Here is a 13,181-nt window from a genome sequence, read left to right as displayed (position 1 = left end):
CACCCCCTATCACAGAAAAAGTAAAGTTTTTCTGTTATGGTGCCCGTGGGAGTAAAAACAGCCCCTCCGCTCCGCCTACAAACGGCATAATGGTCGTATCACGCCCCATGTCTATTCCCGCATATTTAAGTGATTTAAAATGGAGGAATCATTTCTTTTCACCGGCAGACAGCTGCAACTTCTGCCACACCCGGTAGAGAACAACAGTGGCCTCAGCCCGGGTGGTATGGCCTGCTGGTACAAACTGGGCCACTGTCCGGCCCTTCATTATTCCCTCCCGTACTACCAGAGCTACGGAATTGCGCGCCCAGGGAGAAATAGAGGCAGCATCTTCAAAGCCGGCCAGTATTCTGGCCGCATCGGCCTCACCAATACCCATATCCTGTCCTTCCCGGGCCATTAACCGCACCATCATGGCCGCCATTTGCTCCCGGGTGATGGGCTCATTTGGTGCAAAACTGTGTTCGCCGGTTCCCCGCACCAATCCTGCTTTCGCCGCCGCACCCACCATGCCGCAGTACCAGGCGTTTTGCGGCACGTCATTGAAGCGCTTTGCCCCGTCCGGATCGGCCGTCAGGCCGGCCATACGGGCCAGGATGGCGGCAAATTCGGCCCGGGTAACGGTGGCTTCCGGTGCAAATTTGTTGTCGCCTACACCAGCCACGAACCCTTTCGTGGCCATAATTTCGATCTCCTTCTGCGCCCAGTGCCCGGCAATGTCGGCAAAGGTTTTTACTGCAGGCGGGGCGGTGGTTTCCATCAAGGCGTACTTGCTGAAATGATCGGCTTTAAAAGCCAAGCCACCTGCCGCCGGGTCATAGGTTCCGCCCACTTCGTCCCAGGTCTTTTCGCTTTCATCATAGCGATATACTTTCACCCGGCCGGTCGCCGCCGCTTCCCTGGCTTCAGCGGGTACCGGCAGCAGCACCCGGCAGTCGGGGAACTGCCCGATCTTTTGCACCGTGCCGTCTTTCTTCACCGCCAGCACGTCCAGCTAATAGACATCGCCCACCAGTTTAAGTTCGCCGGCAACAGGCTTGACCAGTTCATGGGCTTCGGTACTGCTCAACTTTTGGGCCTTAACCTGCAACTGAGCCATACCGGCAGCCGTTAGTTCCGGCACTTTCAGGCTGTCCACCGAGAGTATAAACTGCACGCCCTGAACGGTAACGGCCAGCGGTTTATTGACACCGGTTATTTTAGCCAGCTGGTCCACCGTCAGAGCCAGAACAGTTTGATTATCTTCCGCCTGCAGAACGACCCGGCCGGCAGAACCAGCATCCTCGATGGCCGCATTTAAGGTGGAATCGCTCACCGGAGCGGGCAGATTGCCCGTTTGAATATTCCCGGCAGAAACCTGCTTCATCAGGTCGTCCCATTTGGGGGGCTGCTGGTCCATGCTCTTGCTGTAATAGAAGATAATCCTGTCGCCCTCTTTAATGTTGTACTTTTCGGGACCATAGGAGGGAACCTGCCCGTTCACCGTATACATCCAGCCGGCCATGCCGCTGTTGGCCTGCCCGGCAATTTCATCTACCAGAATGCCCCAGGACCACGTGGAGGTATGGTAGGGAACGCCCGATGCATCCAGGGCGCCCAGGGCGGTGAGGCCCCATTGATTGTCTTTGGTCACCGTGACGTAAGAAGGGCCAAATAAGAGCTCGTTGTTCATTCCTACGACGGCCATTCCCACCGTTACCGCTGTAGCGGTCCCGCCGCCTCCAGCCGCAGATTTCACGGTCAGGGCAGCCCAAGCCGTAAGCCCGTTGTATACGGCCTTCACCACCGTCTGGCCGGCCTTTATCGCTTTGACCAGACCATAAACACTGTCATCAACGCTGGCAATGCTGCTGTCGGCCACGGACCAGATGGCCCACTGCGTTACGTCAGACTGGCCGTAGGCGTCCTGCCAGACGGCTGTAAATTGCTGTTGCTCATCGATGTTCCTTATTACATTGGAGGGATTGATATAAAACTGACTACTTAACAAGTTATAGGCACTGAGCACCCAGATGGCATCCATGGCGTTTTTTGAGGTGCCGAAACTACCATCTGGATTGAGGACATTATTCATCAGATAATCAACGGCCGTTTTTCCGTCACCGGTCTTCCAATCAGCCGGATCCCTTCCAAGCGCCTTTAAGGTCACAACCACTTCAGCGGTGTCGATGGCCGGGTCGTCCCAGCCGGCCACAAAACTACCGTCAGCCTTTTGCTGGTTCCTCATCCAGTTAAGGCCGTTATTAATGGCCGCCTGCACCCTGGCATCCTGCCCGCCGGGATCGAGATAATGCAGAGCCCTTACCGACTGGGCCGTAGCCATGAAGTCGGCAAAATAGTTTGTGTTGCCCTTGTCATCCGTCCAGCTCCCGCCCCAGGCACCGTATACCTCTGCGGGCACAGTAGACTGGGTAAGTTGATTGCTTAAAATGTAATCCCTGGTATAAGCAGCGTTTACAACGCTCAGCTTACCCGCCCGGCCCAGCAGGTCAAAGGCCGGCAGGTTGCTGAAAAGGCTGTAAGCTCCCGTGTCAAAGCCGTTCTCCGTCTGCCTGTTTTTCAATATCTCCACAAGCTGATCGGCCAGATCGCTTCGCCCCAGCGCCTGTACCGCCACCAGATCCTGGGCCAGGATCTTGGCCGGAACATTATCTGGCTGTGAAATATCGTTATAAACAGCGTTTATAACCGCATCATTTAGATTTTCACCATTATACACCCAGGAAGCAACATCAACACCGGCCTGTTTTAAGACATAAAGAGCATAGGAGCCGACCCCATACTCCGAATTATTGATTCCTTTCTGGATGTATTCGTTGTACAGAAACTGCACGGCATTGTTGGCCGGTGAGGCCGGCATCCCGCTGGCGCCGGCATTTACCGCCGGTGTCAGCATGGTTACGGCCATGACTAAAACCAGTAACAAACTCAGCTTTTTAATCATCCTTTTATGATTATACAACTTCCTGACCCCCTTACGATGTTTCTCATGCAGAGCCTTGTAAAATTCCACCATGGCAGCTTGTCCCCCGCAGGAACAAATTCCTTCTTTTGCCTTTCAGGGCCTTTTCGATACCCTCTTACAGCACATCAGTCAGGCGCAAAAGCATGGCGGCCGCCTCGGCCCTGGTGACCTTTTTTTCAGCCCGGAAGGTCCGGTCGGGATAGCCGCCGGCAACCCCTTTAGCGTAAGCCACCCCCACGGCCTCTTTCGCCCAGGCCGGAATTTGATCCGCATCGGCAAAATCCAGCTCTTTCGGCGCCACCTCCCCGCATTTCTTTTCAATAATCCGGGCCATAACGGCGGCCAGTTCGGCCCGGCTTACCGGTTCCTCCCCTTTAAAAATAAGGGTACCGTCCGGTTGCGGGTAACCGGAGATGAGTCCCTCCCTCAAGGCCACGGCCACGGCCTCATGGGCCCATTGCGGAATATACCGGCTATCTTTAAACTCCCGGTCGAGCATAAGCAGGTCTTGCCGGGAAACCGCCGCCGGCTTTAGCAGGCGCACCATCATGGAGGCTATTTCATAGCGGGTTACCTGCTCTTCGGGTTTAAAGGTGCCGTCTGGATAACCCGACGCAACCTGCATTTGAACCAGCCTGTTGATGGCCCCTTCCGCCCAGTGGCCTTTCAAATCCGTAAAACTGGCCACCATACCGGGTTGCGTTTGCCGGCCGGATTCCTCCTGCGGGCCGGGTTGTGGCTGTGTTACCTGGTTCTTCGCCTTCCCTTCCAGCGCCAGACAGGCCCACAGCACCCACGTGGCGTCCATGGCATTCCCCGACGTACCGAAGCTCCCATCGGCGTTCAGTGCCTTACTCATCAGATAATCAACAGCGCTCTTTCCTGTGCCGCTTTTCCAGGCCGCCGGGTCCATACCCAGGGTTTTCAGGGTCACAATTACTTCCGCAGTATCGATCACCGGGTCGTCCATACCGGCCACAAAGCTGCCGTCTGCCTTCTGCTGCTTTTGTATCCAGGCCAGGCCGTTTTTAATGGCCTCCTGCACCTGAGGATCTTTCTTTTCCGGATCCAGGTAGTGCAGCACCCTCACCGCCTGGGCCGTGGCCATGAAATCGGCGTAATATGCATTACCATCCAGTGACCCCCAGCTTCCGTACTGGGCATTTTGTGCCTTGACATACTGTTTTTCCAGGATGTAATTCCTGGCCAGGCCGGTGTTTATCTGATCCATTAACCCGGCTCTGCTTAAAAGATCAAAGGAAGGCATGTTGCTGTAGATGCTTAACGGCCCAATGTCTTCAAATCCTTTGTCTGTCTGCCTGTTCTTCAAGACCTGCAGCAACCGGCCGGCCAGATCCTTTTCTCCCAGCGCCTGCATGGCCACCAGGTCCTGGGCAAGCTGCTTTGCCCGCACTTCACCTGCTTTATCCAGATCATCTCTGACCGCCTTTAGCACTGCCTCCCGGAAACTTACTCCCTGGCGTACCCAGGCACCGGCATCAACACCGGCCTGGCTTAGCACATAAAAGGCATACGAGCCCACACCCACCTCCGAGTTAATCAACCCGTTTTTTAAATAGTCACGATGCAGAAACTGTACTGCCTTATCAGCCAGGGGTGAAACTGCCGCTTCCACCCGGCCCGGTACCCCAAGCGGCATCAGCAGGCCGAGGAATAAACAGACCGTTGCAACCAGGGCTGTTAACCGCCCGGCAAAGTGATGGGTTTTCACCAAAAACTCCCTCCCTTGTTTTTCTAATTTATTTAAACCAACCGCTAATTTTAAAAAGTAGCCCGGCCTGACTTAAAGCCGGATATATATTTACTCCTGAAAGGAGAATGGGTTAACGAAAGGGAAAACGAGCCAAACTGCAACACAGGTAGCGGCCGCACCTTACCGTGCAGGGCAGCACGGTAAGGTGCGGGACCGGAGAGCAGTTATGCCCTTCCGGTAAAATAACCTTTGATAAAGAGGGCCAGCAGCCCTAAAGCGCCCAGGATGGCTACGAAGGAAACAGCCTTGCGGGCAGTTGCTGAAACCTGCGCTTTTTTCTCTACTTCCAGCTCATAGGCCCTGCCCCCGGGTTTCTGGGGTTGTTCAGCAGCCTTTTGCGGGGAAGCATCCCGGCTGGCCACCTGCTGGGGACCGGCTCCGGCTGCACCGGTATTTTGAGTCACCTGCTGCTCCTGTCTGGGCGGCGATCCCTCCGGCGCCTTTTCTCCTTCGCCCGCACCTGTTGATGCAGCCGGTGGGACCTGTGTGGTTTCTGGTTTTTGCTCTACAGACTGCTGTACGAGTTCCGGCTGAGAAACAGGCTGCTGCACAGGAGGTTCCTGTGTCTGAACCTGCTCCACCGTCCGGCTGGAGCTCTGGTGCCTGGAACTGGGTGCCGAGACCTCGGTTTTAAGGTTCAGATCCCTTTTTGTAGCTTTGCTGAAGGCCTCTTTGAACCTGTTCAGCATACTGTTGTCCAGGGTGGAATAACTGGCCACCCATTCGTTGAACTTTATGTTGGCACAGGTATGGTGACAGCAGACCACGCCATACTGGGCGGCCGTTTGCATGTAAATGTCGGCCAGTCTGGTCAACGTCTCCTGATCGGCCTGCCACATCTGCCGCCGCGCCGCCTCTAAGCTCCAGCCGATGATGGACTGCACTACAAAGGGGTCCAGCTGGCTTCTTATCTTATCATCAAAGATGAAAGTTTCGGCAACCTGCCGCCAGGCCCAATCACCAATACCCTCTAGAGTGGCATCCACGAGGAACATGTTGGCAACGTGGTCGCCAATCTCCCGGGCGCCGGCGTAACCTTCCTTAAGCATCCCCTCGATCCATTTGGGGTTCAACAACCTGCTCCGCAATTCCGTACCCACAAACTCACTTAAAGTCTGCACCCGGGCACTGCCTGTACGCGTGTTGACGATATACGACTGCACTTTCTCGCCCGAGGCTGCTTCCGCCGCCATTTTCAGCCCGCCCAGATACTGGGCCACGTCATCGTTGTCCAATACGCCCCACAGGGAATCCCGCACCTGGGTAACCACATCCACGCTTTTCAGGATTTCCCGGAAAACATCCCGCGCCGGCACGCCATAAGCAGTCTTGCCGTAAATGTAGGACATGCGGTTCATGTAAGTATCCACCAGGTCCCCTTTGTCCTCCCAGGCGCTGGTGGCCTGGGCCAGTTCTGAGACACCCGTACCGTAGGTTCCCGGAGCATCGCCAAAGATCCTGGCCAGCGCCAGAGTATCCGCATCCTGCTCCGGCAGGCCCTGCTCCTGCAGCTTGTCCCGCAGGGCCAGGTAAGTCCTGCGCACCAGGTTGCTTTCCGGATCTTCGTTCAAAAGAGCAACCTTTCTGAAGGCCTCATCCAGCACACCCACCACATGGGAAAAGGTATCCCGGAACAGGCCGGAAATGGTCACCAGCACGTTAATCCGCGGTCTTCCCAGTTCCTCCAGGGGGGTGATTTTCACCGTGCTCACCCGGCCGCTTTTATCCCATACCGGTTCAGTGCCGATTAACCGCAGGATCAGGGCCACAGTTTCTCCCTGGGTGCGCATGGTTTCGATGGCCCACAGCACCACCCCGACCGTCTCCGGGTAACGTCTGTTTTCCGCATAGAATCTTGCCACCAGTTGTTCTGCCGCCTCTTTGCCCGTTTTCCAGGCTGCCGCATCGGGCACCATGCGCGGGTCAAAGGAAACCAGGTTCCTGCCCGTGGGCAGGGCATCGGGTACACGCACCGGGTCCCGGCCCAGACCGGGTTCGATGAATTCACCTGAAAGAGCCCGGAGCAAATTAGTTATCTCGTTGCTGGTCAAGAGCAGGCGCTCTCTGATTTCCTCCCGGCTGCCCTCTCTGGCCGCATTATCGTAGGCCACAATGGAATCAACCATTAAATCCAGCATTTCTCCCTGGGGCGGCAGACCAAAGGTATGCAGGCCGTAGGGCATAAGCTCCGTTGCCAGCTCCTCCAGGTATTCGTGAAGAAGGGAAACCAGCCGGGAAAATTCAGTCGCCTGAAGATCAATGCCCAGATCCTGGTCCAGGCTATTTGCCTTAACCTTTTCCATAATTTGTTCCTGCAGGCTGGCCGCCCTGGCTGTATTGCCCCCGCTTAAGGCATTCTGATATTCCACCACCAGCTGCTGCAATTCGGCCAGCTCACCGTAGAGCCCGGGCTGGATCATCGGCGGTATCAGGTGGTCGATGGTTACTGCATAACCCCGGCGCTTGGCCTGAGTTCCTTCACCGGGATTGTTCACGATGTAAGGGTAGATATCCGGCATGTTCCCGATCAAAACATCCGGCCAGTCATTTTCTCCCAGCCCCACACTCCGGCCGGGCAGCCATTCCAGCGTGCCGTGGGTACCCAGGTGGATTACCGCATCGGCCTGGAACTCCTTCTGTAACCAGAGGTAAAAGGCTATATACTGGTGGGGGGGAGGCAAAGCTGGGGAATGGGCAATCTTGTCGGGATCATCCCCCCACCCCCGTACGGGCTGCGGGCCAAGGAAAATGTTACCCAGTGTGGCACCGGGAATAACCAGGTTGCCTTCGTAAACCATGATGTTACCCGGAGGTGGACCCCATTCCTTTTCCACCTGCGCCCGCAGTTCCCCGGGCAGGGTAGCGTACCATTCCAGGTATTTTTCCACAGGCAGGACTAAGGCTCCCGCCTGCACCAGTTCGGCCAGTTCTCCCGGCGCCCAGCTGCCGACATTTCTGCCCTGCCTGCGAATTAGTTCTTCTATTGCCTGGGGGCCGAGGTCGCCTTCCACCCGGTAACCATTGTCCCGCAATGCCTGCAAAATAACCGCTGCGCTGGCGATACTGTTTAAATAGGCGGCGCCGATATCATCCTTACCAGCATGGTGGTTATAGTAAACAAGGGCTATTTTTTTGTCTGCATTGCTTTTCTGCCGCAGGTTAACCCAGGCCAGTGCCCGGCCTACCAGGCGGTCAATGCGGTCGGGAAGGGGTACTTTTTTGACTATGCGAGCCCCCGTACTTTCATCCACCCTTACCAGCGTACTGCCGCCCATGAATACCGGCTCAATGCGTCCGTCCAGTTCAGGATAGGCAATTTGCCAGGCCACCTCGCTGCTGATACCTGCCGGGTTGCTCTGCCAATCCTCTAAATCGCTGCTGTAAACCGGTGCCATAACCGGTACATTTAACTGCTTAAACAACTCGATACCGGCTTCCGGCTGGCCGTAAATGAAGTTAAATCCAATCCCGGCAATGAGAAAGTCCACCTGTCTTTTGCCGCCGGGCATAAAGAAGTCCTGAAATGCTTCTTTACGGCTGCTGCTGTCACTGAAAACCAAAAGCGCATTGACTCCCCTGGCTTCCAGTTCCCTCTGGACAGCCAGATACATGTCGATATCACCATTTTTAAAGAAGCTATCGTAGCTAATAATGCCGACCCACGGAGCTCCCTCTTTTAAATGTCCGCTGGCTTTATACCAGGCAAGATAACCACCTAAAGTACCGAAAGTGCCCGGCGGCAGTCCCGTACCGCCTCCACCGCCGGTAGGCAGGTATACGGCATCATGCACGCTCTGGTATACCCAGTCCAGGTCAAACCCGGAAAGCTCCGGCCCCCAAAGGGCATCATATACCGCCCGGTAGACTGTAGCCTGAGCATCCCCCAGATAAGCGGCTGCAACCCGGTCATAAAGGGCATTATAAACTGTATCTACGGCCAAACCGGCCCCTTGACCGTCGCCCTGATATACCGCCTGGTAAACAGACTGGCGCACGGTATCATAAAGAGCCTGTAATCCCGTTTCTCCCTGCTCCGCCAGGTATACGGCTTCAGCCACAGTTCGGTACAGAACACTGGTATCCAGGGTAGAAGCACCCCCGCACCAGTCGTGCACGGCCTGGTTCACCGTCAACCGGGCCAGTGTCCAGTTCGTACTGTTATCCGGCTGGTACACGGCCGCGTAAACGCTCTCATAGACCGCCCGGTGGACTTCATTCACTCCCAGGCCCTGAGCTGCACTATCACCCGCCGCGTATACAGCATTGCATACCGTCTGGTACAGCCCATCCACGTTGAGGGTAAGTCCCTCAGCATCAGGATGGTAGATGAACCGGACGGGCATTTTAACCGGATCTAACTGATCCCCGGTTGTTACCTGTCCGTATCTGGAGGCCAGATACAATACCAGCCGCCGCATATTTTCCACGCCGCCATTTACAAAATATTGAGCCAGGAAAGTATTTTGACTTTCATCAATACGGGGGTAATCAGGAAAAGAACCGCTACGGGTGGAAAGCACCTCGCACTTTTCAGGCAGGTCCTGCAATAAAGGCCCAACTGTTTGAATGGTTGTAGCCCCAATCATTTCCATCAAGAATACATCTGCATCTTGCAACGATTGCTTTAGCTGCTGGATTTTTTCTTCGCTCTTCAGGTCGTTGGAGCTAAATAACTTCAGCTCAACAGGATAGTTCTGCAACTGGCCGTAAGCATCCACCAGGGGTACCAGAAACCCCTCACTGCCCAAAAGCATAACCACCTTCGTACGTGCATTTTCATTTGCTGCAGCCCCGGAAGCACTTATTAAGAAAACAATAATCAGGACTATCAGGCTCAGGAATAGCAAGGTCGGGTGTTTTTGCCATTTTTCTTTACCTGTGGGCATTGAGCCATGGCCACCTCACTTATTGGCTGTTCTTTTCAATCATGATTAACTTCCCGGTTTTCGGGTCCTGATAGACCGTACCCATCTCCTGGAAACCAAAGCCGCCCCCCTGTTCTATTTGGGGCATCTGCTTAAGCTCCTTACCCCGTTCCACGTTAATCACCCGCTGAATGCTTTGCATCAGGCGCTGTTTTTCCTCGGGCTTTACTTTGGCAAAGATAATGTTCTGCAGGTTCCAGGAAAGAACCAGGGCGACCATCAAACCGCAGCAAAAAACCAGCATCACATCAATCAGATTGGCCAGCCCGCCCAGGGGATCAATTTCGTCTGCGGATAACCGCTCCCGCCTCCGTCTCCTGAACAGCACGGCTTTCACCTCCCACCACCAGTTCCAGCAGCAACTCCAGATACCGTAAATCCTGCTCGTACCAGCGGCGCCGCACCCTGGAAATGAGAGCACCCACCGCTCCGGCAGCCACACCCACCACCGTGGTATCAAAAGCAATGATCACTGCTTCGGACAATCCCCGCACATCACCCTGCCCCAGAGCAGCCAGCCCGGGACCAAGGGGGATAAGAGTGCCCATCAACCCGAAAACCGGGCTGAGTTTGGCCAGTAAATCCGTTTTGTCCAGTGTTTGTTTAAACCGGAATTCTTCACGGTCCAATATGTCCTGAGCCACCAGCCTCCTGACCTCAGGGGACAGTCCGGGTTTTGCCAAAAGATCCGATACCAGTTTTTTTTGGCGCGGATTTAAAGCACTGCTATCAAGCACCTGCTGCAGGTTGCGCATCTGCCAGAGGGAAACTCCTCCCACGTCATGAATTACTTCCAGCAGGTTGACTGGTTGAATAACTTTTCTTCTCCTCATTTCAGCCACAAAACTACCCAGTTCCATGAAGGCAAAAACGAGAAAGAAGAGCAGACCCACAATATCAGGAATTAGGAGGCTCTGGGATGCGGCATGCAAAATTTTGGCTAAATATTCGGACCCAGGAATGGTCATCAATCATCACGTTCCTTTAAAAAATTGATCTGATAGCGAAAATAACCCGCCAGGCTTAAGACCACCAACCCCGCTAACACCGCCGCCAGCCAGCGGGGCGAATCAATGTTCACGGGAGTTAGGGGCATGGTCATGGCCTGGACAAAGTTGGGAATAAAAAGAGCAAAGATAAGCGTCATCAATCCGGTAAACAACAACAACGGATTAAAAATAGCTACAGGCTTATACCCGGTCAAACGGATCGCTCTTCTCATGGCAAGGCTGGTCACAATAACCAGGATAAAAAACAGCACCGCAACAAACAGTCCCAGGCGAGAAAGCCCTGTACCCACCATGGAACTGGCTACAATGACTGAAAAGGCCAGGGCAACCAGGCATAAAGGACAGGGTAAAAAACCCAGGGCATACTTAAACCGCTCCAGAGCAGGAGAAATAACAGCCCCTGGCACCGGCTGTCCTGCAAGGAAATGACAGGAGCTGTTAGAGGCAACCGCCTTACCGGCAAATTCCCCATCTCCCCCGGAACGAAAACTTGCTTCACGCAAGCAACCCGGGGAAGAACTCCCTGCCCCCTTTTCCTCCTGCAGCCCCAGGTAAATCAGAAATATGGCTGCCAGCAAGGCTCCTGCAAAGGTGTAACGATCCAGAAAGTAAATCAGGGTTTGTTGATGTGTACCAAAGAATACAACCAGCCCGTAAAGGATACTCCCGAACAAAAAAGATGTCAGCACCAGCCCCCACCGGCCCAGCCACGAGGCACCCAGGATCAATCCTGTTTTAATACTGAGAACAAGAGTAGCCAGCAGAAGTCCACCATAAATTGACATACAGACCCCTTCCCATCTCGCCTTTAATAAAAAATCCCCCATCTACCCAGATGGAGGATTAGTCCTGGCACCACAATCATGCCACGGCAAATTAAGCCACCCCCCGTCCGCGCAGGTTGGTCCGGTTGTTCCGGTAACGGGCAGGTCTCCTGGCTCGGGTTCACCGGAACTCCACGTCTTCCCATCCAGCACTCACCGATGAACCGTAACATCCAATGGCACGCTTGACAAATAGTGAAAATATAGCTTAAGGTTTTACCAATATTACCGGTGAGTGCTGGACAGTGACTTTGCTGTGGAGTCCCTCCCCCTCACAGTGGCGGGACCGCGCCGGATTTGCACCGGCTTCCCTTTTCACTTTCACCCCTCGGGGTGAAAGCACCCGTTCCGGTATGAAGTTGTCCTCAGGCAGCAGGATATTAAATCATTTGTCGCCATTTAATTGAAAGGATGCAACACCCTAAAACAAATAACCCCGGCCTGTCAGAGACCGGGGCTTGTTTACACTGGCTGTAGCCCACCGTAAAAAATGGTAAGACTACCACCGGCACAAGCCCCTGTTCCCTGGGAGGCTTTCCGTGCCGCGTGCCCGGGCAGGTCTCCTGACTCATGGGTCATCGCCTGCTTTCCGCCTTCCCGGCCCAGTACTCACCCGTGACATTGGTTAAACAACCATGCTGTTATATCATTCACTGTTGAACGGAGTACCCTTATCAGTGAGTGCTGGACCAGTGGCCCTGTGGAAAGCCGCTACCCATTCACAGTGGCCCCACCGTCCAGGATTTTCACCTGGTTCCCTTTTACCCCTGCCTGATTGGCAGGGGAACCCGGACACGGCTATGCAGTTAAATCCCTTTACATGAAACAGTAACACATTTCTGATAAGTTGTCCATAGTAAACTTCCCAATAAAAAACCATTTTTCGTTATGAGGTAGTTTTAACCAACCAACTGGCCTGGTTGAATAAAATGTGGTCTTTCAACTGCCTTGGCCAGGTTTAAGCTATTCCAGCGGTAAGCTTATGGGGATCATCATCAACGATTATTTGTCCACAGTTAAATTGCTGCCCACCCAGATAACCGGCACGTCAAGCTCTTTGGCAACCGTCTGAATTTCAGGATCACCGGTGAGCACCGGCGCTTTAAGTTCCCGGGCCAGTTCCAGGACGAAAGAGTCGGCGTAAGAAAGGCCTCCTCTGGCTTTAATGCGGGCTGCTTCTTTTACCCTCGGCCAGGGAACTTCCACAATGTTGATTGATTCTTCCAGTAAGATGTTCCGTAATACTTCTTCTGCCACCCGTTCACCTTTTTTGCGTAAAAGAATATAGTACAGTTCCCCAAGGTTAATCACGCTAAAATAAACTGTTGTCTGCTCATCCGAAATAGCTGCGGCTACCGTATCCGCCCCTTCTTCATCCTCAATGAGAGCCAGTATGGCATATGTGTCCAGAACAACTGTCTTTCCGTCTACCATTCTTCCCGCTCCCTGTCCAGCCGGCGCTCCCGGAGGAGAATGTCCGTCAATTTTTCCCGCCCTTTAGTCCTGTATTTACCCCGCAGGGCAAGGAGGGGGTTACGGGGAATGGGCCGGAGCAGTATAGCTCCCTCCACTTCTTCAACGGCCAGCTTATCTCCTTTTTTTAAACCATAACGATTGCGTAAAGCAACGGGGAGCACTATCTGACCTTTTTCCGAAAGGGTTACTTTTATCACAATCATCTTA

General features: G+C 54.2%; 9 protein-coding genes and 2 riboswitches. All 9 genes read right to left on the bottom strand.

From position 1 onward, the window contains the following. Positions 1 to 148: 148 nt before the first annotated feature. Positions 149 to 988, bottom strand: coding sequence for an S-layer homology domain-containing protein (locus tag G7K71_RS11490; protein WP_166346569.1), 840 nt, complete (start codon positions 986 to 988; stop codon positions 149 to 151). Positions 989 to 994: 6 nt separating this feature from the next. Then, positions 995 to 2,962, bottom strand: coding sequence for a DUF4430 domain-containing protein (locus G7K71_RS11485; RefSeq protein ID WP_166346566.1), 1,968 nt, complete (start codon positions 2,960 to 2,962; stop codon positions 995 to 997). Between the two features lie 118 nt (positions 2,963 to 3,080). Further along, positions 3,081 to 4,697 carry an S-layer homology domain-containing protein gene (locus tag G7K71_RS20055; protein WP_166346563.1) on the bottom strand — a complete coding sequence of 539 codons (1,617 nt, stop codon included), beginning with the start codon at positions 4,695 to 4,697 and terminating at the stop codon, positions 3,081 to 3,083. A 206-nt stretch (positions 4,698 to 4,903) separates the two neighbouring features. Beyond that, positions 4,904 to 9,625: a cobaltochelatase subunit CobN gene (locus G7K71_RS11475; RefSeq protein ID WP_166346560.1), complete on the bottom strand. Its 4,722-nt coding sequence runs from the start codon at positions 9,623 to 9,625 to the stop codon at positions 4,904 to 4,906. 19 nt (positions 9,626 to 9,644) lie between these two features. Further along, positions 9,645 to 9,992 carry a DUF2149 domain-containing protein gene (locus G7K71_RS11470; RefSeq protein ID WP_166346557.1) on the bottom strand — a complete coding sequence of 116 codons (348 nt, stop codon included), beginning with the start codon at positions 9,990 to 9,992 and terminating at the stop codon, positions 9,645 to 9,647. Continuing rightward, positions 9,943 to 10,632, bottom strand: a complete 690-nt coding sequence (locus G7K71_RS11465; protein WP_166346554.1) for a MotA/TolQ/ExbB proton channel family protein — start codon at positions 10,630 to 10,632, stop codon at positions 9,943 to 9,945. The genes G7K71_RS11470 and G7K71_RS11465 overlap by 50 nt, the downstream gene beginning before the upstream one ends. Continuing rightward, complete coding sequence (locus G7K71_RS11460) at positions 10,632 to 11,459, bottom strand: DUF2162 domain-containing protein (RefSeq protein ID WP_166346551.1); 828 nt, start codon at positions 11,457 to 11,459, stop codon at positions 10,632 to 10,634. Before G7K71_RS11460 ends, G7K71_RS11465 begins: the two co-directional genes overlap by 1 nt. 121 nt (positions 11,460 to 11,580) lie before the next feature. Further along, positions 11,581 to 11,860: riboswitch (cobalamin riboswitch) on the bottom strand. 173 nt (positions 11,861 to 12,033) lie between these two features. Beyond that, positions 12,034 to 12,305: riboswitch (cobalamin riboswitch) on the bottom strand. A 195-nt stretch (positions 12,306 to 12,500) separates the two neighbouring features. Continuing rightward, the gene (locus tag G7K71_RS11455) at positions 12,501 to 12,932 is read right to left on the bottom strand and encodes a type II toxin-antitoxin system VapC family toxin (RefSeq protein WP_013823299.1); all 432 of its coding nucleotides are present in this window, start codon (positions 12,930 to 12,932) and stop codon (positions 12,501 to 12,503) included. Beyond that, positions 12,926 to 13,177, bottom strand: coding sequence for an AbrB/MazE/SpoVT family DNA-binding domain-containing protein (locus tag G7K71_RS11450; RefSeq protein ID WP_166346548.1), 252 nt, complete (start codon positions 13,175 to 13,177; stop codon positions 12,926 to 12,928). The genes G7K71_RS11455 and G7K71_RS11450 overlap by 7 nt, the downstream gene beginning before the upstream one ends. Between the last annotated feature and the right edge of the window lie 4 nt (positions 13,178 to 13,181).

Origin of the sequence: Desulfofundulus sp. TPOSR (genome assembly GCF_011393055.1) — a bacterium.
In the GTDB taxonomy this organism is placed as follows: domain Bacteria; phylum Bacillota; class Desulfotomaculia; order Desulfotomaculales; family Desulfovirgulaceae; genus Desulfofundulus; species Desulfofundulus kuznetsovii.
This window is presented reverse-complemented; position numbering and strand designations above follow the sequence as displayed.

Bases quoted from the DNA above. Each gene is read 5' to 3' on its own strand.
- G7K71_RS11465 (WP_166346554.1), bottom strand. From the start codon at position 10,632: ATGACCATTCCTGGGTCCGAATATTTAGCCAAAATTTTGCATGCCGCA.
- G7K71_RS11460 (WP_166346551.1), bottom strand. From the start codon at position 11,459: ATGTCAATTTATGGTGGACTTCTGCTGGCTACTCTTGTTCTCAGTATT.
- G7K71_RS11475 (WP_166346560.1), bottom strand. From the start codon at position 9,625: ATGCCCACAGGTAAAGAAAAATGGCAAAAACACCCGACCTTGCTATTC.
- G7K71_RS11455 (WP_013823299.1), bottom strand. From the start codon at position 12,932: ATGGTAGACGGAAAGACAGTTGTTCTGGACACATATGCCATACTGGCT.
- G7K71_RS11450 (WP_166346548.1), bottom strand. From the start codon at position 13,177: ATGATTGTGATAAAAGTAACCCTTTCGGAAAAAGGTCAGATAGTGCTC.